We start from the raw sequence: 19,480 nt of genomic DNA, 5'->3' as shown, positions 1-19,480 counted from the left end.
CGACGGACTCTATACGCGTCGTTGCTACCGCTTCGCTCGCCAATCCGCGCGCCCGCCGGGCTCGCGAACCACGCCAGAGCGAAGCAGGACTGCACCAGGCTAGACCTTTGAACTGCCCCCAGAACCGGTGACGACTCCGACGAGGTTGCTGCCTCTGGGCGCGATACGGACGCCAACACGAATCCAGGGAAGACCATGGTCTGCCACCGCGACCCCCGTCCTTTCTGGCTCTGCGCCGCCGCCTCGCACTTGCAGCACATCCTCTGGCATAATCCGGCACACTTTTCTCATGCTGTAGCCGGGCAAAGAGTTCACTACAGATCGTTAGGAAGCATCCGGCTGAGACCAACGAGGACGCCATGAACCAAGCCATACAAGCCGTTTACACCGACATCAGCACGTCGCAGCTGGTCGAAGAAGCCATTCGCCGCGGCGAAGGCGAATTGGCCGCCAATGGCGCGCTGGTGGTGAGAACCGGGCACCGCACCGGTCGCTCGCCGGCCGACCGCTTCATCGTGGACGAGCCCAGCACCACCGCCGACATCGGCTGGGGTGCGATCAACCGCAAGTTCCCGGCCGACAAGTTCGATGCCCTGTGGGACCGCGTGCAGGCCTTCTCCGACGCCCAGGACAGCTTCGTTTCGCATGTCCACGTAGGCTCGGCCGAGACCCACTACCTGCCGGTCAAGATGACCACTGCCACGGCCTGGCAGAACCTCTTCGGTCGTCAGCTGTTCATCGAACCCGCCGAGTACAACCCGTCTGGCAAGGACGAGTGGCAGGTGCTGAACGTCGCCAACTTCGAGTGCGTGCCCGAGCGTGATGGCACCAACTCCGACGGCTGCGTGATCCTCAACTTCGCGCAGAAGAAAGTCCTGATCGCCGGCATGCGCTACGCAGGCGAGATGAAGAAAGCCATGTTCAGCGTGCAGAACTTCCTGCTGCCGGCCGCCGACGTGCTGCCGATGCACTGCGCCGCCAACATCGGCGAGGAAGGCGACGTGACGTTGTTCTTCGGCCTGTCCGGCACCGGCAAGACCACCCTCTCGGCCGACGAAAGCCGCTACCTGATCGGCGACGACGAGCACGGCTGGGGCACCGGCGTGGTGTTCAACATCGAGGGCGGCTGCTACGCCAAGTGCATCGACCTGTCCGAGAAGAACGAGCCGGTGATCTGGAAGGCCATCCAGTTCGGCACCGTGCTGGAAAACGTCGTGCTCGACGACAAGCGCGTGCCGGATTACAGCGACGACAGCCTGACCCAGAACAGCCGCGCGGCCTACCCGCTGGAATACGTCGAGAAGCGCTCGCAGCAGAACCTCGGCGGCGAGCCGAACGCGGTGATCTTCCTCACCTGCGACCTGACCGGCGTGCTGCCGCCCGTGTCGATCCTCGACGAAGAGCAGGCGGCGTACCACTTCCTCTCCGGTTACACCGCGCTGGTCGGCTCCACCGAGATGGGCTCGGGCGCCGGCATCAAGTCGACCTTCTCCACCTGCTTCGGCGCGCCGTTCTTCCCGCGTCCGGCCGGCGTCTACGCCGAGCTGCTGATCAAGCGCATCCGCGCATTCGGCTCCAAGGTCTACCTGGTCAACACTGGCTGGACCGGCGGTGGCTATGGCGTCGGCAAGCGCTTCAACATCCCGACCACCCGTGGCGTGATCGCGGCGATCCAGAGCGGCGCGCTGATCGGCGCCGAGACCGAGCAACTGCCGATCATCAACCTGCGCGTGCCGAAGGCCGTGCCGGGCGTCGAGACCCAGCTGCTCAACCCGCGCAACACCTGGGAAGACCAGAACGCCTACGACGAAGCGGCGAAGGGGCTGGCCAGCCTGTTCATCGAGAACTTCAAGAAGTTCGACGTTTCCGAGGCGATCAAAGCCGCCGGCCCGCAGCTGTAAGCGGTTCCGCGCCAGGAAAGGCCGCCTTCGGGCGGCCTTTTTCGTTGGCTCAGAAACCGCGGAATTCGGCGAACGCCTCCACGGCGATCCGGCTGGCGCGCAGGGCATTCACCGGAGCGTCCGGGTCGGCGTAGCCCAGCGCCATGGCACAATAGATCATCTCCTGCTCGGGCAGGGCGAAGTGCCGTTTCAGCGTTTCGCGCCCCTGCGCCCAGTATTCCTGCATGCAGGTGGACAGCCCGCGCTCCTGCGCGGCGAGGGCCAGGGTCTGCATGAACATTCCCAGGTGTGCCCACTGGCCGTGCCCCATGCGCGCGTCGATGACGAAGAACAGCCCGACCGGCGCGCCGAAGAATTCCATGTTGCGGGCGAACTGACGGTAGCGCGCGGGCTTGTCGTCGCGGGCGATGCCAAGGGTCGCGTAGAGCGCCTCGCCGACCTCGTGACGGCGCTCGCGATAGGGCGACCAGAGCGGGTCCGGGTAGACCCGCCGCTCGCCGATCTCGCCCTGCGGGTTGGCCCGCAGCGCGGCGCCCACCGCGTCGATCACCGCGCGGCGTTCGTCGCCGGCGACGGCAATGACCTTCCATGGCTGCAGGTTGCCGCCGGACGGCGCATGACGCGCCACGTCGAGAAGCTCGCGCAGCAGCGCTTCGGGCACCTCGGTGGGGGTAAAGGCGCGTATCGAGCTGCGCTGGCGGATGGCGTCGCTGACGTTCATGGCGTTGCTCCGGTGGATGAACCCTCATAGTGCCTGCGGCCACGCGGCTTTGCAGCGGCGGATGACCCGCGCGGGACGAGGCTCTGCTACCGTGCCGGCTGCCCTGCGCCGTGCGCCGTTTCCGCGCCGGCCGATCTACCGAGGTAAGCCATGATCGAACAGACCCTCGCCGACGTCTTTGGCTACGACGGTTTCCGTCCGGGCCAGGAGGCCGCCATCCGCGCGGTGATCGACGGCCGTTCGGCGGCGGCGATCTTTCCCACCGGTTCCGGCAAATCGCTGTGCTATCAGCTGCCGGCGTTGCTGCTGCCCAACCTGACGCTGGTCGTCTCGCCCTTGCTAGCGCTGATGCAGGACCAGCTGGCGTTCCTTCACCGCCACGGGATCGCCGCCGCCAGCATCGACTCGGCGCAGAGCCGCGAGGACGCCAGCGCGGTGATGGCGCGGGCCAAGTCCGGCGAGCTGAAGATCCTGATGATCTCGGTGGAGCGGCTGAAGAACGAGCGCTTCCGCCACTTCATCGCCCAGGTGCCGATCTCGCTGCTGGTGGTGGACGAGGCGCACTGCATCTCCGAGTGGGGCCACAACTTTCGCCCCGACTACCTCAAGCTGCCGGACTACGCGCGCCAGTTCGGCATTCCCCAGGTGCTGCTGCTGACCGCCACGGCGACGCCGCCGGTGATCGCCGACATGCAGGCCAAGTTCGCCATCGCCGCGGGCGACGTGATCACCACCGGCTTCTACCGGGCCAATCTCAACCTGCTGGTGGAACCGGTGGCCGGGCGCGACAAGCTGCGCCGGCTGGTCGAATGGCTCGGCGCCAAGGCCGGCGAGCCGGCAATCGTCTACGTCACCCAGCAGAAGACCGCCGAGCAGGTCGCCGCCCACCTCGGCGCCAGCGGCGTGCCGGCCAGCGCCTACCACGCCGGCATGCCGCACGAGCAGCGAGAGGCGATCCAGCGGCAGTTCATGGACGGGCGGATCAACTGCATCGTCGCCACCATCGCCTTCGGCATGGGCATCGACAAGAGCGACATCCGCAACGTGGTGCACTTCGACCTGCCGAAATCGATCGAGAACTACAGCCAGGAGATCGGCCGCGCCGGCCGCGACGGCCGCCCTTCGGATTGCCTGGTGCTGGCGAATCGCGACAGCCTCAGCGTGCTGGAGAACTTCGTCTACGGCGACACCCCGGAGCTCGACGGCATCCGCGAGGTGCTCGAGGAAATCCGCCAGGCCGAAGGCGGCCAGTGGGAGCTGTTGCTGGGCGCGCTGAGCGAGCAGAGCAACATCCGCCCGCTGCCGCTGAAGACGTTGCTGGTGCAGCTGGAACTGCGCGGCATCATCGCCCCGCGCTACGCCTATTTCGCCGAGTACCGCTTCAAGTACCTGATCGAACCGGACGACCTGCTAGAGAAGTTCGACGGCGAGCGCCGCCAGTTCGTCGAGGCCATCGTGCACAGTTCTGCCCGCGCACGGACCTGGTGCACGGTGGATTTCGAGGCGCTCTACAACCAGCACCGCGCCGAGCGCGGACGGGTGGTCAAGGCGCTGGACTGGCTCCAGGAGCGCGGCTGGATCGAGCTGGAGAGCAAGCAGATGACCGAAGTCTACGAACGGCTGCGCGGCGAGTTCGCCATCGATCGGCTCAGCGGCGAACTGCATGACTATTTCCGCCAGCAGGAATCCAGCGAGATCGCCCGCATCCACGCCATGCTCGAACTGTTCGCCAGCGATCGCTGCCTGAGCCAGCGCCTGGCCGCGTATTTCGGCGACGAACAGGCGCCGCGGCACTGCGGGCACTGCTCGGTGTGCCAGGGGCGGGTCGCGCGGCTGCCTGCAGCGCCGGCGCTGGCGCCGCTGCAGGGCAAGAGTTTCCATGCGCTGTGCGGCGCGTTCATCCAGCGCTACGAGGCGCTCAAGGGCAAGCCGCCGAGCAGCGAGGCGCTCACCCGCTTCCTCTGCGGCATCGGCGCGCCGCTGTTCAGCAAGCTCAAGGCGAAGGGCATCGACGGGTTCGCGGCGCTGGGCGAATACCCCTACGCGCAGGTGCGCGCGTGGGCCGAAGCGCAGGTCTGAGCGCTCCGGTCAATTCCTGAAACAAAGCTTCCACCCAGGCGTGACGAGGGCGGCGGCAGGTCCGGCCATACTGAGGTCCGCCTGCCGCCTCGCGAGGCGGACGTTTGAACCTTGCCCGGAGGCCTCTCATGCCCACGCGTCGCCAGTTCGTCCAGCAGTCATCCCTTCTCGCCGCCATGGCCGGGCTCGCGCCGTTGCTGCCGGCTTCGGCCTTCGCCGCCGACGGCCTGCTGATGCGCAGCATCCCGTCGTCCGGGGAGCGCCTGCCGGCGATCGGCCTGGGCACTTCGCGGACCTTCAACGTCGATCCCGGCTCGGGCGAAATGGCCGAGCTGCTGGAGGTGATGAAGGCTTTCGTCGCCGGCGGTGCGCGGCTGATCGATACCGCGCCCAGCTACGGCGATGCCGAGGCGGTGAGCGGCGAACTGGTGAAGCGCGTCGGTGCGCGCGACAAGGTGTTCCTCGCCACCAAGGTCTCGTCCACCGGGCGCGAGGCCGGGCAGCGGCAGATCGAGGCCAGCTTCAAGGCGCTGCAGACCGACAGGATCGACCTTATCCAGGTGCACAACCTGCAGGACACCACCACCCAGCTGGGCCTGTTGCGCGAGCTGAAGGAGCAGGGGCGGATTCGCTACGTCGGCATCACCCACTACGTCGAGTCGGCCCACGACGACCTGATCGCGGTGTTGCAGAAGGAGAAGGTCGACTTCGTCCAGTTCAACTATTCGGTGGCGGCGCGCAATGCCGAGAAGCGCCTGCTGCCGTTCTGCGCCGAGCACGGCATCGCCACGCTGATCAACCGCACCTACGGCGCCGGCCAGCTGTTCGCCCGGGTCAAGGGCAAGGCGCTGCCGGGCTGGGCGGTGGCCGAGCTGGGCGCCAGTTCCTGGGCGCAGCTGATGCTCAAGTTCGTGCTCGCCGACCCGGCTGTGACGGCGGTGATCCCGGCGACCTCCAACCCGCGCTACATGGCCGACAACCTGCTCGCCGGCCAGGGTCGCCTGCCGGATGCCAGGCAGCGCGAGCAGATCGCCGCCGAGTTCGCCTGACGGGATGCGGACGGCGTAGGCCGCCCGCGCAGCCCTGACCACCACGGGAATCCCATGTCCGATCATCCCCTGACGCGGCGGCTGTCCGTTGCCATCAACGCCCGCCCGGGCGAACTGCTGCCGGCGCTGGCCGGCTTCGGTTTGTTCTTCTGCCTGTTCAGCGGCTACTTCATGCTGCGCCCGATCCGCGAGGCGATGGGTATCCAGGGCGGCGTGGAGAACCTGCAATGGCTGTTCACCGCCACCTTCGTGGTGATGCTGGTCGCCGTGCCGGCGTTCGCCTGGCTCAACTCGAGGGTGCCGCGCATCCATTTCATCGACTGGGTCTACGGCTTCTTCTGCCTCAACCTGCTGGCCTTCGCCGCGCTGTTCGCCGCGCACAGCGACAGCGTGTGGATGGCACGGGTGTTCTACGTGTGGATCTCGGTCTACAACCTGTTCGTCGTCTCGGTGGCCTGGAGCCTGATGGCCGACGTGTTCGATTCGCCGCAGGCCAGGCGCCTGTTCGCCTTCATCGCCGCCGGTGCCAGTGTCGGCGGGCTGGTCGGCCCGGCGCTCGCCGCGTTGCTGGTGGGCACGCTCGGCCAGGCCGGGCTGGCGCTGCTGTCTGCCCTGCTGCTGGGCGCGGCGCTGCTGCTCAAGCACTACCTGATGGCCTGGCGCGAGCGCGGCGGGGCCGGGCGCCCGGGGGCGCAGGCGGCGGAGAGCCCGCGACGCCCGGTGGCCGGGAATCCGTTCAGCGGCATGCTGCGGGTCATCCGCTCGCGCTATCTGCTCGGCGTCTCGGGGTTTGTCATCCTGCTCGCCACGGTGAGCACCTTTCTCTATTTCGAGCAGGCGCGGCTGGTCGCCGAACTGTTTCCCGAGCGTAACGAACAGGTCCGGGTGTTCGGCCTGATCGACTTCGTCGTGCAGGCCGGAGCGCTGCTCGCCCAGGTGTTCGTCACCGGCCGCGTCGCCCAGCGCTTCGGCATGCGCGCACTGCTGACGCTGGTGCCGGCGCTGCTCTGCCTTGGTTTCGTCGGCCTGGCACTGGCGCCGACCTTCGCCATGCTCGCCGGCCTGATGATCGTGCGGCGCATCGGCGAGTACGCCTTCGTCCGCCCCGGCCGGGAGATGCTCTTCGCGCCACTGGACGCGCAGAGCAAGTACAAGGCGAAGAACTTCATCGACACCGTGGTTTACCGCGGCGGCGACGCCATCAGCGGCTGGGCCAAGAGCCTGCTCGATCTGCTGGGCCAGGGCGCGGTGCTGGTGGCGCTGGTCGGCGCGGTGTGCGCGGCGCTGTGGGGCGCGCTCGGCTGGTACCTCGGCGAGAGGGCCGATCGCGATGCACGCAGGCCGCCGCGCTAGAGGCCTGCGGGTCGAATGTGACGGTTTGATGAAGATTGCCGTGGCCGGCTACCGCCTCCCGCGCCGCGCGGATACGCTCGCTCGCAGCGTGCCACCGCGCAGCGAACTCACGGGGGAATCATGTCGTTTCGAATCCATGCCCGACGCCACGCCGACGACGAGGTGCGGCGGGTCGCCAGGGAGCGTATCGCCGAGGCCGTCGCCGCGCTGGACAGTAGCACGCCCACCGGTGTGCACGATGCGCGCAAGCGGCTCAAGGAAATCCGTGCGCTGTTGCGCCTGGTGCACAAGCCGCTCGGCAAGAAGCTCTTCACCCGCCACAACCGCCAGTTCCGCGACATCGGCCAGCAGCTGTCGAGCCTGCGCGATGCCGCAGCGATGGTGGAATGCTGGGATGCGCTGGTCGCCGAAGACCCGCGGCGCTTCTCCAGTGCGGCGATGAAGCGCGTGCGGGCGCGGTTGCAGGCGCGGGCGGCGGATATCGCACCCGACCAGCCGCAGGCCCACGCCGAGCTGCTCGCCAGCCTCGGCGCGGCCAGCGAGGCGGTGGCCGACTGGCCGCTGCGCGCGCAGGGCTTCGCGCTGTTCAAGGCCGGGGTGCTGCGTACCTGCCAGGAGGGGCGCCGGGCGATGAAAGCGGTGCAGCAGAAGCGCAGCGATGAACTGCTCCACGAGTGGCGCAAGCGGGTCAAGGATCACTGGTATCAGACGCGCCTGCTGCGCGATGCCTGGCCGCATCTGCTCAAGGCCCGGCAGAAGAGCCTGGAAACCCTCGCCGGCTACCTGGGCGACGATCACGACCTGGCGCTGCTGCACCTGCTGATCGACGAGCAGCCGGCGCTGTTCGGTGCGCCGAGCACGCGCAAGACCATCACCCTCGCCGTCGAGGCGCGTCGCCTGCGCCTGTTCGAAGACGCCCTGGAGCTTGGCGCGCGGCTCTACGCGGAGAAACCCGAGAGCCTCGCCGAACTCTGGTCGGCCTACTGGAAAATCGCCGGCAAGGCCCCGAATGCCGGCTAGCGCGGCAGAAATTATCGGGCCGTTCGATCCTTTCCATCGGCAAAAGACAGTGGATTGCCGGCACGGCGCTGCCTAGCATGGGCGCCCGTCCTCATCTGTTCCGGAGTCCATATGCACATAGAAGAAGCGATCACCACCCGCCGCGCGGTCAAGGGCTACGATCCGGCCTTCGTCCTCAGCGCGGAGGAGAAGAACGACCTGCTGCGCCTCGCGCTGCTAGCTCCTTCGGCGTTCAACCTGCAGCACGTGCGCCTGGTGGAAGTCAGCGATGCCGCCCTGCGCGCGCAGATTCGCGAGGCGGGCTGGGGCCAGGCGCAGATGACCAATGCCTCGATGCTGGTGGTGGTCTGCGCTCAGGTCGATAGCTGGGAGAAGAACGTGAAACGCGTCTGGGAAGGCGCGCCGTCGGAAGTGCAGGACTACATGGCCGGCGCCATCGACGCCTACTACCGCGACAAGCCGCAGGTGCAGCGCGACGAAACCATGCGCAGCTGCGGGCTCATGGCGCAGACGCTGATGCTCGCCGCGCGCGGCAAGGGCCTCGACTCCTGCCCGATGGACGGCTTCGACTTCGACGCCGTGGCCAAGCTGATCCGCCTGCCGGCCAACCACGTGATCGGCCTGATGGTCGCCATCGGCAAACAGACCATCGAGCCCAAGCCGCGCATCGGCAAGCTGCCGTTCGATGAAGTGGTGTTGCGCAATCATTTCTAGAAACAGCTTCTGATCGATCCGCACTGCGAAAAGGCGCGCCCACGGGCGCGCCTTTTTCGTGGATGGCGCGAATCCGTCCGATTGCGGCGCTCATGGCTTCTTACGATTTCCCGTCCGGCAGAGCATGATCGGGTGAACCTCGACGCTCTCGCGAGCCTCGAAAAGAGAAGTACACAAGAAACGAGGAAATTTCATGCAGGTTCAAGTGAACAGCAATCAGATCGTCGCGAGTGCTTCCGTTCAGGATTGGGTCAGCGCAGCCGTGTTGGGGCGACTCGACCGATTCGAGGATTTCCTTACCCGCGTCGAAGTCCACCTCAGCGATGAGAACGCCAAGAAGGCCGGCGCCGACGACAAGCGTTGCCAGATCGAAGTGCGTCCGAAGGGCCACCAGCCGCTTTCCGTCACCCACAAATCCGAATCCATGAACCAGGCGGTGGATGGCGCCGCGGAAAAGATGCGTCATGCGCTCGAACACTTGATGGGCCGCCTCGACGCCAAGTCGGTCTCCACCGGCCATCTGGCCGATCCGCTGTTGGAGGCAGACCCCGAGCGTGTCACCGACGCGCTGTTGCAGGAGGAATTCCTCGCCAAGCAGGAAGCGCTGGGCAAGGACTGACTTCGCTTAGCGGTCTTGCAGCGCCATGCGCCCGACGCCCGAAAGGGGTCGGGCGCTTTCGTTCTGGCCGGTCAGCGCGCCGGCAGCGGCTGCATGGGCGGCGCGAGCGGCGCCTGGCGTTGCTCGGCGACGGCTCTCAGCCGCGCCACCTCGGCGTCGGCCAGGCGATAGGTGGCGCCGTCGTCCAGCTCCACCTCGATGCCGATGAAGCCCGCATTCATCGCCGACCAGGGGCAGGCGAACGGGTGGATGGCGCGGCCCTGCAAGGTGATCGGCGCGCTGTTCATCGCCACACCCAGATCCCCGCCGCTCAGGGTCAACGCGCCCAGTTGCAGCTGGCGGCCCTGGTCGTAGCGAAACAGCAGTGCGCTGACGGTGCGCTGACGACCACGGAAGTTGCACAGGTAGAGGATGAAGCCCGGCCCCGGGGCGCGCAGGTTGGCGCCGGCCGTATCGACGCGCCCGCCCTGGGCGGGCAACTGCGTGGTGATCAGGATCGGCTGCTCCCGGCGGAGCCGCGAGACGTACCGGAGCGCCCACGCCGTTCCAGCCGACAGGACGAAAATCCAAATCGCGATCGACATCTGGGTCATCTGGACGAACCTTCCTGAGCGGCCGAATCCGGCGTCGGCGCAGGCTTCGCAGAACCTGTTGGCGAGCGCCGGGGAGCCTGTGGGGGGACATTTCGGCGCGCAGGATATAGCCGGCCTGGGCAAATGGCCAGTACGCAGGTCAAGTCAGTGGTGCAGATGTAAAAGGCATCCGCGGCCGGCAGGGGCGCCGGCCGATTCGGAGGGGGCGCGGCGGCTGCCGACCCCCGTCAGCTGATGCTGAATGGCGAGGCGTGGCGATGCGGCAGCAGGCGAGCAATCGACTTGATGCGTTGCACTTCGGAATTGGGCAGGCGGAGCACGCTGCCATCGTCCAGTTCGGCCTCGATCCCGTCGAAATCCTCGTCGATCGCCTCCCATGGGCAGTCGATCGGCACGATGGCGAGCATTCTCAGGCAGATCGGCTGCTGCGGATCGATCAAGGTCGGAATGTCGCCGGCTTCGATCCTGATCTCGCCCAGGCGCAGGCGGTCATGCCGCTGATTGCGCAGCATCAGGTCCTGCACCGTCTCCGGCTGCTCGCCGAAATTGCAGAGATATAGGGTGAAACCCTTGGTGCCGGCGGCGGAACGGCGGGCGCCGTATTGGGAAACCAGGGGGAAGTTGGTGGTCAGCACCATGGCGCGGGGATTGAGCGGCACCAGCAACTGCCGCCACATCACCAATGCCACGAAAATCAGCAGTGCCCAGGTCGTTAACGCAAGGGAAATGGCGTCCATTGGGTGATTCCTTACAGCGTGAATCCGGTTATGCCGGCTGGGGGCATCCTTATTGTGTTTCGTCGCCGGTACCGATAGCGCGCAGCGTAGTACCAGATTGCCGAAACGGCTAGTGCAGAGCGCTCGCTGCCGGTTCGGGGTGCGACGAAACGGCCCGTCGCGATGCTGCAACTCAGGTCGTGGGCGGCGTAGGAGGCGATATTCATCGTCTTGATACGACTTATCAGAACGGCGGATTTGAAAAATAGTGCGCAGCTGACCGGCTTCGACCGTGCCCGTTTCCATTCCTGCCCTCCATCCACGGGACAGGTCGCCGGGCCATCCGGGCGGTCCACCGAACAACAAGAGGACGTTTGATGAGCACTTACTCTCTCCAACTGGCCGCCGTCATCGGCGCCGGAACCATGGGCCGCGGGATCGTCATGAGCCTGGCCAACGCCGGCGTGCAGGTGCTCTGGCTGGACAACAATCCGCAGATGCTCGAGCAGGCGCTCGGCGTGGTCGCCGACACCAACGCGCACAACGTGCGCCAGGGCCGCATCAGCGAGGCCGAGGCGGCCGAGCGCCTGGCGCGGGTGCGTGCGGTGGACGGCTATGCCGCGCTGGCGGACGCCGACCTGGTGATCGAGGCGGTCTACGAGAACCTCGAACTCAAGCAGAGCATCTTCCGCGAGCTGGACAAGACCCTGAAGCCGTCGGCGATCCTCGCCAGCAACACCTCGGCGCTGGACATCGACGCCATCGCCGCCGTCACCGCGCGGCCCGAACAGGTGCTCGGCCTGCACTTCTTCAGCCCGGCGCACATCATGAAGCTGCTGGAAATCGTGCGCGGCGCGCGTACCGACAAGGCGGTGCTGCAAGCCGCCGTCGAACTCGGCCAGCGCATGGGCAAGGTCAGCGTGGTGGCCGGCAACTGCGACGGTTTCATCGGCAACCGCATGCTCGCCACCTACGTGCGCGAGGCGCGGGCGATGCTGCTGGAAGGCGCCTACCCGCATCAGGTGGACGCCGCGCTGCAGGGCTTCGGTTTCGCCATGGGGCCGTTCCGCATGTACGACGTGGTGGGCATCGACCTCGAGTGGCGCGCCCGCCAGCTGGCGGGCGAAGGCCAGAACGCCGCCGAGGTGCAGGTCGACAACCGCCTCTGCGAGCTCGGCCGCTTCGGCCAGAAGGCGCGCATGGGCTACTACCGCTACGCCGAAGGCAGCCGCCAGGCCGAACACGACCCCGAGGTCGACGCGTTGGTGCTGGAGGTGTCCGAATCCCTCGGCTACACGCGCCGCGAGATCGGCCCCGAGGAAATCCTCGAGCGCTGCCTGCTGGCGCTGGTCAACGAGGGCGCGAAGATCCTCGACGAAGGCATCGCCGCCAGCAGCCATGACGTCGACCTGGTCTACCTCAACGGCTACGGTTTCCCGGCCGACAAGGGCGGCCCGATGAGCTGGGCCGATGGCCAGGGGCTGGCCTCGATCCGCGACCGCCTGGATGACCTGCGCGCGCGTTTCGGCGACCACTGGCAGCCGGCCGCGCTGATCGATCGCCTGGCCGCCTCCGGGCAGCGCCTGAGCGACGTGAAGGAGGGCCGCGCATGAACTACCAGGCTCCCCTGCGCGACATGCGCTTCGTGCTGCACGAACTCTTCGACGTCACCGCGCATTGCGAACAGCTCGGCAACGGCCTCGACCGCGAGCTGATCGACGGCGTGCTGGAAGAGGCCGCGCGCTACACCGGCGAGGTGGTGGCGCCGCTCAATCCGCACAGCGACGAGGAGGGTGTCAGCCTCGTCGACGGCGCGGTGACCACGCCGCAAGGCTTTTGCGAGGCCTACGCGCAGTTCGTCGAAAACGGCTGGGCGAGCATGACCGGGCCGGAACAGTACGGCGGCCAGGGCTTTCCGCAACTGGTGGCGTGCAATTTCCACGAGATGCTGATGGGCGCGAGCCTGTCGTTCCGCATCTATTCCGGGCTCACCGAGGGCGCCGTGCTGGCGCTGTACAAGCACGGCAGCGAGGCGCTCAAGGATGCCTACCTGGAGAAGATGGTGAGCGGCAGCTGGACCGGCACCATGTGCCTCACCGAGCCGCAGGCCGGCACCGACCTGGCGCTGCTGCGTACCCGCGCCGAGCCGCAGGCGGACGGCAGCTACCGGGTCAGCGGCAGCAAGATCTTCATCAGCGGCGGCGAGCACGACATGAGCGAGAACATCGTGCACCTGGTGCTCGCCCGCCTGCCGGACGCGCCGGCCGGCGTGAAGGGCATCAGCCTGCTGCTGGTGCCCAAGTTCATCGCCAACCCGGACGGCACGCCCGGCGCGCGCAACGCGCTGTCCTGCGGCGCCATCGAACACAAGATGGGCATCAAGGGCGCGGCGACCTGCGTGATGAACTTCGACGGCGCCACCGGCTGGCTGGTGGGCGGCGCCAACCAGGGCCTGGCCTGCATGTTCACCATGATGAACGACGCGCGCTTCCAGGTCGGCCTGCAGGGCCTGGGCATCGCCGAACAGGCCTGGCAGGGCTCGCTCGCCTACGCCCGCGAACGCCTGCAGTCGCGCGGCCTGGCCGGCGCGCAACAGCCGGACAAGGCGGCCGACCCGATCATCGTCCACCCGGACGTGCGGCGCATGCTGCTGACCCAGAAGACCCTGGTCGAGGGCAGCCGCATGCTGGCCGCCTACACCGCGCGCCAGCTCGACCTGGAGCACGGCCACCCGGACGAGGCGACGCGCAAGGCCGCTGGCCGGCGCGCCGCGCTGCTGATCCCGATCGTCAAGGCGTTCTTCACCGACATGGGCCAGGAAGTCGCCAGCCTCGGCGTGCAGATCTACGGCGGGCACGGCTACATCCGCGAGTGGGGCATGGAGCAACTGATGCGCGACAGCCGCATCACCCAGCTCTACGAGGGCACCAACGGCATCCAGGCGCTCGACCTGATCCGCCGCAAGCTGCTCGGCGACGGCGGCGCGGAGATCGGCGCGCTGCAGGACGAACTGCTCGCTGCCTGCGAGGCCCCCGCCGGGCGTCCGGCGCTGGCGGCGATGGCGGCCAGCGTGCAGACGCGGTTGTTGGAGTGGCGCGAGCTGAGCGCCCACGTGCTGGCCATCAGCGCACGCAACCCGCAGGAAATCGGCGCCACCTCGGTGGACTTCCTCGCCTACTCGGCCTACACGATGCTCGGGGCGCTCTGGTTGCAGGCCGCAACCCGGGCGCAGGAAGCGCTGGACAGCGGCAGCGGCGAGACGGCGTTCTACCAGGCCAAGCTGCACAGCGCGGACTTCTACCTGCGCCGCGTGCTGCCGCGCGCCAGCATGCACCGCGAGGCGCTGCTCGGCGGTGCGGACTGCCTGATGACGCTGCCGGAGGCGGATTTCGCCTTCTGATCCGGCGCGCCCGGCGTCACGGCCGGGCGCTGCGTGCGTCCCATCACAAGAAAGAAGGAGCACCCCATGCAACCCTTCAGCTTCGCCACCACTGCCCAACTGATCTGCGAGAGCGGCGCCGCGCGCCGGCTCGCCGCGCTCTGTCGCGAACGTGGCGCGCACTCTGTGCTGATCGTCACCGATCCCGGCATCACCCGCTTCAAGCTGCTCGACGGCGTGCTGCCCGGCTTCGCCGCGGAGGGCGTCGCCGTGGCGGTCTTCGATCAGGTGCTCGCCGATCCACCGGAAGCAGTGGTGCTGGACGCCGCGGCCCGGGCCAGGTCGCTGCAGGCCGAGCTGATCGTCGGCTTCGGCGGCGGCAGCTCGATGGACGTCGCCAAGCTGGTCGCGCTGCTCGCCCATCCGCAAGGCACCCAGGAACTGGCCGACCTCTACGGCGTCGGCAATGCGCGTGGCCAGCGCCTGCCGCTGATCCAGGTGCCCACCACCGCCGGCACCGGCTCGGAGGTGACGCCGATCTCCATCGTCACCACCGGCGAGACGACCAAGATGGGCGTGGTCTCGCCGCTGCTGCTGCCGGATCTGGCCCTGCTCGACGCCGAGCTGACCCTCGGCCTGCCGCCGGCGGTGACCGCCGCCACCGGGATCGATGCCATGGTGCATGCCATCGAGGCCTACACCAGCGCGCACAAGAAGAATCCGCTGTCCGACCTGCTCGCCCGCGAGGCGTTGCGCCTGCTGGCGGCCAACCTCGGCGAGGCGGTGCACAACGGACAGAACCGCGAGGCACGCCAGGCCATGCTGCTCGGCGCCTGCCTGGCCGGGCAGGCGTTCGCCAACTCGCCGGTGGCCGCGGTGCACGCGCTGGCCTATCCGCTGGGCGGGCATTTCCACATTCCCCACGGGCTGAGCAACGCGCTGGTGCTGCCGCACGTGCTGCGCTTCAATGCGCCGGCGGCCAGCGCGCACTACGCCGAACTGGCGCCGCTGCTGCTTGGCGAGCGGCTGCAGGCCGGCAGCGCGGAGAGCCTGGTGGAGCAGTTCATCGCCGAGCTGGCGGCGCTCAATGCGCGCCACGGGCTGCCCAGCCGCTTGCGCGATGCGAACGTTCCCGAGGCGATGCTCGAACGCCTGGCGGCCGATGCCATGCTGCAGACCCGCCTGCTGGTGAACAACCCGCGCGAAGTCAGCGAAGCCGACGCCCTGGCGATCTACCGGGCTGCCTACTGAGCGCCATACCGACAAGGATTCCCCATGCCACAGCCGCAGCACCTTCGCGCCGACTACCGGCACTTCCAGCCGGTGACCACGCGCTGGCACGACAACGACCTCTACGGCCACGTCAACAACGTCGTCTACTACAGCTACTTCGACAGTGCGGTGAACACTTTCCTGATCGAGCGCGGCGGGCTGGATATCCACGCCGGCCAGGTGGTGGGCTTCGTGGTCAGCTCCAGCTGCGACTACTTCGCCTCCATCGCCTTTCCCGAGCGCATCGAGGTCGGCCTGAGGGTCGCCCGGCTGGGCAACAGCTCGGTGCAGTACGAACTGGCGGTGTTCAAGGGAGGGGAGGATGAAGCCTGCGCCGCCGGGCGTTTCGTGCACGTTTTCGTCGACCGCCAGTCGAACCGCCCGGTGCCGATTCCGGACAGCCTGCGCGCCGCGCTGGAGGGATTGCTGGTCGGCTGAAATGACTTGTTGCCAAGTCGCAGGGAACGCCGGAGGGCCGGCCACGTACTATTCTCCGGACCCTTCGGAGAGCCTAAATGGAATACGCGCAGCAACTCATCAGCAACCCCGCCGCCTGGGTTGCATTGGCCACCCTGGTCACCATGGAGATCGTGCTCGGCATCGATAACCTGGTGTTCATCTCGATCCTCACCAACAAACTCCCCGAACATCAGCGCACCAAGGCCCGCCGCCTGGGCATCGGCATGGCGCTGGTGTTGCGGCTGGGACTGCTCGGCACCGTCGCCTACATCGTCCAGCTCACCGAACCGGTGTTCGAGGTGTTCGGCCAGGCGTTCTCCTGGAAGGACATGATCCTCATCGCCGGCGGCCTGTTCCTGCTGTGGAAGGCGACCAAGGAAATCCACCACTCGGTGGACCCGGAGCCGGAAGGCGACCTGTTCACCGGCAAGGTCGCCAGCATCGGCTTCACCTCGGCCATCGTGCAGATTCTGGTGCTCGACCTGGTGTTCTCCATCGACAGCATCATCACCGCCGTCGGCATGACCGAGCACATCCCGATCATGGTGATCGCGGTGGTCGCGGCGGTGACCGTGATGCTGCTCGCCGCCGATCCGCTGGCGCGCTTCATCGGCAACAACCCGACGGTGGTCATGCTGGCGCTGGGCTTCCTGATCATGATCGGCATGACGTTGATCGCCGAAGGCTTCGGCGCCCACGTGCCGAAGGGCTACCTGTACGCGGCGATGGCGTTCTCGGCGCTGATCGAGGCGCTCAACATGCTGGCCCGTCGCGCACGGCGCAAGCGGTCCGGCACGCCGTCCTGAGGACTGGGGGCAGCCATCGCCTCGCGAGGTTGTCCAAGGTGTATCCGCTTCCGGAGACGCCCGATGAAAGTCCTCCTCGCCTGCCTGCTCTGCCTCTTTGGCGCTGCCGCCTTCGCGCAAACGTCCGCGCCGGGTTCGCCCGGCACGGCCACGCCGCAGCCCTATGTCCATCCGGCGCCGCAGCCCCGGCCCGCCGATCCGGCAAGGCCTGCCCTGTTCAAGCGCCCGCAGCCGACCGGCAACCCCGCGTCGCCGACAAATCCCGCTCCCCGAGGTGAACAACCCAGGGCGCCTGTGGATAGAAAGCCTGGTTCGTGATCGATCAATAAACGTACAGTCCGCGCAAAGCCCCGTCACCAGCGGCCTGCAGTCGGGGCCGCACAGCTTGTCCACAGTCGGTTGCACAGGCATTGTGCAAAAGTGCGATGGCAACTCGTTGAAATCGCTCAAAAAACGTACGGATGGCGGGAAGCGGCGCAGGCCCTGGGCTGGCGGCGGGTCTGTACAGCTTATCCACAGCGCCATCCACGCGCGCTGTGGGTAAGCCGGATGCAGGGGGTTTAGCTGAAGACTGGGCGGAAGAAGCTGCGTTCGTAGCTGACGATGCAGCGGGTTTCCTCGGCGTAGCGAAAGGCGGCCTGGCATTCGGCGTCGGCGAGGGAGCGCTCGCGGTAGGTTTCGTAGGCGGCCAGCGAGGGAAAGCTGAACATCGCCAGGGCGACATTGCTGGCGCCTTCGCTGGGCAGGAAGTAGCCGTGGTGGGTGCCGCCGAACTTCTCCACCAGCGGTATCCAGAGTTTGCCGTAGTGCTCGAATTCCGCGAGCTTGTACGGATCGATGAGGTAACGCAGGTAGCAGGTGATCATGGCGCTGAGCTGTCCTTGGGCGTGTCGATGAAGACCAGGCGATTGCCGAACGGATCGTGGAGCGTCATTTCGCGGGTTTCCCAGGGCGTCTCGACGATGCCCGGGCGGGCGAACCCGTAGTCCTTCGCCTGGAGTTCGGCGTGCAGCGCAGGCAGGTCGGCGCAGGCGATCCGCAGCGCCGCGCCGGGGCAGGCGTCGCCGTGGTGTTCGGAAAGGTGTAGCAGGCAGCCGTCGCGTGACAGTTGCATGTACAGCGGCAGCGCCGGCTCGAAGCGGTGTTCCCAGTCGACGGAAAAACCCAGGTAGTCTAGGTAGAACGCCCTGGCCTTGGCCTCGTCGAAGCTGCGCAGGATGGGCACCGGCGAGCCGAGCGTGGCCGCCATCAGAGACCGCCGACCACGTCGCGGATGTCGCGGGCCAGCTCGTCCACCCGCTCCATCTGCGAATCCCACGAGCACATGAAGCGCGCGCCGCCGCTGCCGATGAAGGTGTAGAAGCGCCAGCCGCGGTTGCGCAGGGCTTCCAGTGCCGGCTCGGGCAACTGCAGGAACACGCCGTTGGCCTCGACCGGGAACATCAACCGGACGCCGGGCACGTCGGCGACGCATTCGGCCAGGCGCCGCGCGCAGGCGTTGGCGTGTTCGGCATGGCGCAACCAGGCGCCGTCCTGCAACAGGCCGACCCAAGGCGCGGAGAGGAAGCGCATCTTCGAGGCCAGCTGGCCGGCCTGCTTGCAGCGGTAGTCGAAGTCTTCGGCCAGGTCGCGGTTGAAGAACAGGATCGCCTCGCCGACCGCCATGCCATTCTTGGTGCCGCCGAAGCAGAGCACGTCGACGCCGGCCTTCCAGGTCAGCTCGGCCGGCGTGCAGCCGAGGAAGGCGCAGGCGTTGGAGAAGCGTGCGCCGTCCATGTGCAGGTGCAGGCCGAGTTCGCGGCAGGTGGCGCTGATCGCGCGGATTTCTTCGGGACGATAGACGCTGCCGACCTCGGTGGCCTGGGTCAGGGTGACCACGCGGGGTTTCGGGAAGTGGATGTCCTGGCGCTTGTTGGCGATCAGGCGCACCGCCTCCGCGCTCAGCTTGCCGTCCGGGCTGGGCGCCACCAGCAGCTTGGAGCCGTTGGAGAAGAATTCCGGCGCGCCGCATTCGTCGGTCTCGACGTGGGCGGTCTCCGAGCAGATCACGCTGTGGTAGCTCTGGCACAGCGCGGCGAGCGCGAGGGAGTTGGCGGCGGTGCCGTTGAAGGCGAAGAACACCTCGCAATCGGTCTCGAACAGCGCGCGGAAATGGTCGGCGGCGCGCGCCGTCCAGTCGTCGTCGCCGTAGGCGCGGGCATGGCCCTGGTTGGCCTCGGCCATCGCCGCCCAGGCTTCCGGGCAGATGCCCGAGTAGTTGTCGCTGGCGAACTGCTGGCTGTTGTCGGTCATGGTGATCCTGCGAGTCAGTGAAAGCATCGCCGCTCACTTTACCCAACAATGGCGGTCAATGGCTGATCGCCACGGGCAAAGCGGAGGCCGGATGAGGGGGAAGGACGGATCGCCGGCAGGGCGCGACACAGCGCTGGACCTGCTCAAGTGGCTGGCGCTGGCGAGCATGCTGCTCGACCACCTGCGCTTCGTCTGGCCGGCGCTGGGCTGGCTGTATCCGTTCGGCCGCCTGGCGTTTCCATTCTTCTGCCTGGCCATCGCGGCCAACCTCGCGCGCGGCCCGGCAGCGCCGGAGCCGCGTCGCCTGCTGCGCTACCTGGGCGCGCTGCTGCTGTTCGCGCTGCTGGCGGAAGGGCCGTACCGCATGCTGGTGGGCGAGGCGACAACGCTGAACGTGCTGCCGACGCTCGCCCTCGGCCTGTCGATTGCCCAGGCGCTGCGCCGGCCGCGGCGACTCGGCCTGCTGCTCGCGTGCGCCGCGCTGATACTGGCCGTCATCGGCGACCG

General features: G+C 67.5%; 19 protein-coding genes. 13 read left to right on the top strand and 6 right to left on the bottom strand.

Features of this window, described 5'->3' with window-relative positions; translation table 11 throughout:
* Positions 1–359 precede the first annotated feature (359 nt).
* On the top strand, positions 360–1,901 hold the full coding sequence (locus tag B3E91_RS06175) for a phosphoenolpyruvate carboxykinase (RefSeq protein ID WP_287028739.1): 1,542 nt from the start codon (positions 360–362) through the stop codon (positions 1,899–1,901).
* Between the two features lie 49 nt (positions 1,902–1,950).
* On the opposite strand, the gene B3E91_RS06170 is transcribed toward B3E91_RS06175, so the two are convergent.
* Entirely contained in the window at positions 1,951–2,622 is a 672-nt protein-coding gene (locus B3E91_RS06170; protein ID WP_287028738.1) for a nitroreductase, read from the bottom strand.
* Between the two features lie 150 nt (positions 2,623–2,772).
* Here B3E91_RS06170 and B3E91_RS06165 point away from each other — a divergent pair, with 150 nt between their 5' ends.
* The 6 genes from B3E91_RS06165 (at position 2,773) to B3E91_RS06140 (ending at position 9,456) form a co-directional block, all read left to right on the top strand.
* Positions 2,773–4,701: a RecQ family ATP-dependent DNA helicase gene (locus B3E91_RS06165; protein ID WP_287028737.1), complete on the top strand. Its 1,929-nt coding sequence runs from the start codon at positions 2,773–2,775 to the stop codon at positions 4,699–4,701.
* Positions 4,702–4,829: 128 nt separating this feature from the next.
* Positions 4,830–5,750, top strand: coding sequence for an aldo/keto reductase (locus B3E91_RS06160; protein ID WP_287028736.1), 921 nt, complete (start codon positions 4,830–4,832; stop codon positions 5,748–5,750).
* A 54-nt stretch (positions 5,751–5,804) separates the two neighbouring features.
* Positions 5,805–7,103 carry an NTP/NDP exchange transporter gene (locus B3E91_RS06155; RefSeq protein ID WP_287028735.1) on the top strand — a complete coding sequence of 433 codons (1,299 nt, stop codon included), beginning with the start codon at positions 5,805–5,807 and terminating at the stop codon, positions 7,101–7,103.
* Between the two features lie 120 nt (positions 7,104–7,223).
* The gene (locus B3E91_RS06150; RefSeq protein ID WP_287028734.1) at positions 7,224–8,123 is read left to right on the top strand and encodes a CHAD domain-containing protein; all 900 of its coding nucleotides are present in this window, start codon (positions 7,224–7,226) and stop codon (positions 8,121–8,123) included.
* 111 nt (positions 8,124–8,234) lie between these two features.
* Positions 8,235–8,837: a nitroreductase family protein gene (locus B3E91_RS06145; protein WP_287028733.1), complete on the top strand. Its 603-nt coding sequence runs from the start codon at positions 8,235–8,237 to the stop codon at positions 8,835–8,837.
* 193 nt (positions 8,838–9,030) lie between these two features.
* Positions 9,031–9,456 (top strand): HPF/RaiA family ribosome-associated protein, encoded by a 426-nt coding sequence (locus tag B3E91_RS06140; protein ID WP_273233678.1) that lies wholly within the window; start codon positions 9,031–9,033, stop codon positions 9,454–9,456.
* A gap of 71 nt (positions 9,457–9,527) precedes the next feature.
* On the opposite strand, the gene B3E91_RS06135 is transcribed toward B3E91_RS06140, so the two are convergent.
* Positions 9,528–10,049: a hypothetical protein gene (locus B3E91_RS06135; protein ID WP_287028732.1), complete on the bottom strand. Its 522-nt coding sequence runs from the start codon at positions 10,047–10,049 to the stop codon at positions 9,528–9,530.
* Between the two features lie 227 nt (positions 10,050–10,276).
* Positions 10,277–11,071 (bottom strand): hypothetical protein, encoded by a 795-nt coding sequence (locus B3E91_RS06130; protein ID WP_287028731.1) that lies wholly within the window; start codon positions 11,069–11,071, stop codon positions 10,277–10,279.
* A 71-nt stretch (positions 11,072–11,142) separates the two neighbouring features.
* Between B3E91_RS06130 and B3E91_RS06125 the strand changes: the two genes are divergently transcribed.
* From B3E91_RS06125 to B3E91_RS06105, 5 genes are all read left to right on the top strand, one after another.
* The gene (locus B3E91_RS06125; protein WP_287028730.1) at positions 11,143–12,378 is read left to right on the top strand and encodes a 3-hydroxyacyl-CoA dehydrogenase; all 1,236 of its coding nucleotides are present in this window, start codon (positions 11,143–11,145) and stop codon (positions 12,376–12,378) included.
* Complete coding sequence (locus B3E91_RS06120; protein ID WP_287028729.1) at positions 12,375–14,165, top strand: acyl-CoA dehydrogenase C-terminal domain-containing protein; 1,791 nt, start codon at positions 12,375–12,377, stop codon at positions 14,163–14,165. Before B3E91_RS06125 ends, B3E91_RS06120 begins: the two co-directional genes overlap by 4 nt.
* A 66-nt stretch (positions 14,166–14,231) precedes the next feature.
* Positions 14,232–15,395: an iron-containing alcohol dehydrogenase gene (locus tag B3E91_RS06115; RefSeq protein WP_287028728.1), complete on the top strand. Its 1,164-nt coding sequence runs from the start codon at positions 14,232–14,234 to the stop codon at positions 15,393–15,395.
* Between the two features lie 24 nt (positions 15,396–15,419).
* On the top strand, positions 15,420–15,854 hold the full coding sequence (locus B3E91_RS06110) for an acyl-CoA thioesterase (RefSeq protein WP_287028727.1): 435 nt from the start codon (positions 15,420–15,422) through the stop codon (positions 15,852–15,854).
* A gap of 77 nt (positions 15,855–15,931) precedes the next feature.
* Positions 15,932–16,681, top strand: a complete 750-nt coding sequence (locus B3E91_RS06105) for a TerC family protein (protein WP_287028726.1) — start codon at positions 15,932–15,934, stop codon at positions 16,679–16,681.
* A gap of 560 nt (positions 16,682–17,241) precedes the next feature.
* On the opposite strand, the gene B3E91_RS06100 is transcribed toward B3E91_RS06105, so the two are convergent.
* From B3E91_RS06100 to B3E91_RS06090, 3 genes are read right to left on the bottom strand one after another with little or no spacing between them, the layout of a single operon-like run.
* Positions 17,242–17,547, bottom strand: a complete 306-nt coding sequence (locus B3E91_RS06100; RefSeq protein ID WP_287028725.1) for an NIPSNAP family protein — start codon at positions 17,545–17,547, stop codon at positions 17,242–17,244.
* On the bottom strand, positions 17,544–17,930 hold the full coding sequence (locus tag B3E91_RS06095) for a glyoxalase superfamily protein (protein ID WP_287028724.1): 387 nt from the start codon (positions 17,928–17,930) through the stop codon (positions 17,544–17,546). The genes B3E91_RS06100 and B3E91_RS06095 overlap by 4 nt, the downstream gene beginning before the upstream one ends.
* Complete coding sequence (locus tag B3E91_RS06090) at positions 17,930–18,973, bottom strand: low specificity L-threonine aldolase (RefSeq protein ID WP_287028723.1); 1,044 nt, start codon at positions 18,971–18,973, stop codon at positions 17,930–17,932. The genes B3E91_RS06095 and B3E91_RS06090 overlap by 1 nt, the downstream gene beginning before the upstream one ends.
* 91 nt (positions 18,974–19,064) lie before the next feature.
* Between B3E91_RS06090 and B3E91_RS06085 the strand changes: the two genes are divergently transcribed.
* Positions 19,065–19,480 (top strand): TraX family protein (locus B3E91_RS06085; RefSeq protein WP_287028722.1); only part of this gene is annotated, 416 nt, incomplete at its 3' end.

The sequence above is a fragment of the Pseudomonas sp. UBA6310 genome (genome assembly GCF_002438225.1).
Lineage (GTDB): Bacteria > Pseudomonadota > Gammaproteobacteria > Pseudomonadales > Pseudomonadaceae > Pseudomonas_O > Pseudomonas_O kuykendallii.
This window is presented reverse-complemented; position numbering and strand designations above follow the sequence as displayed.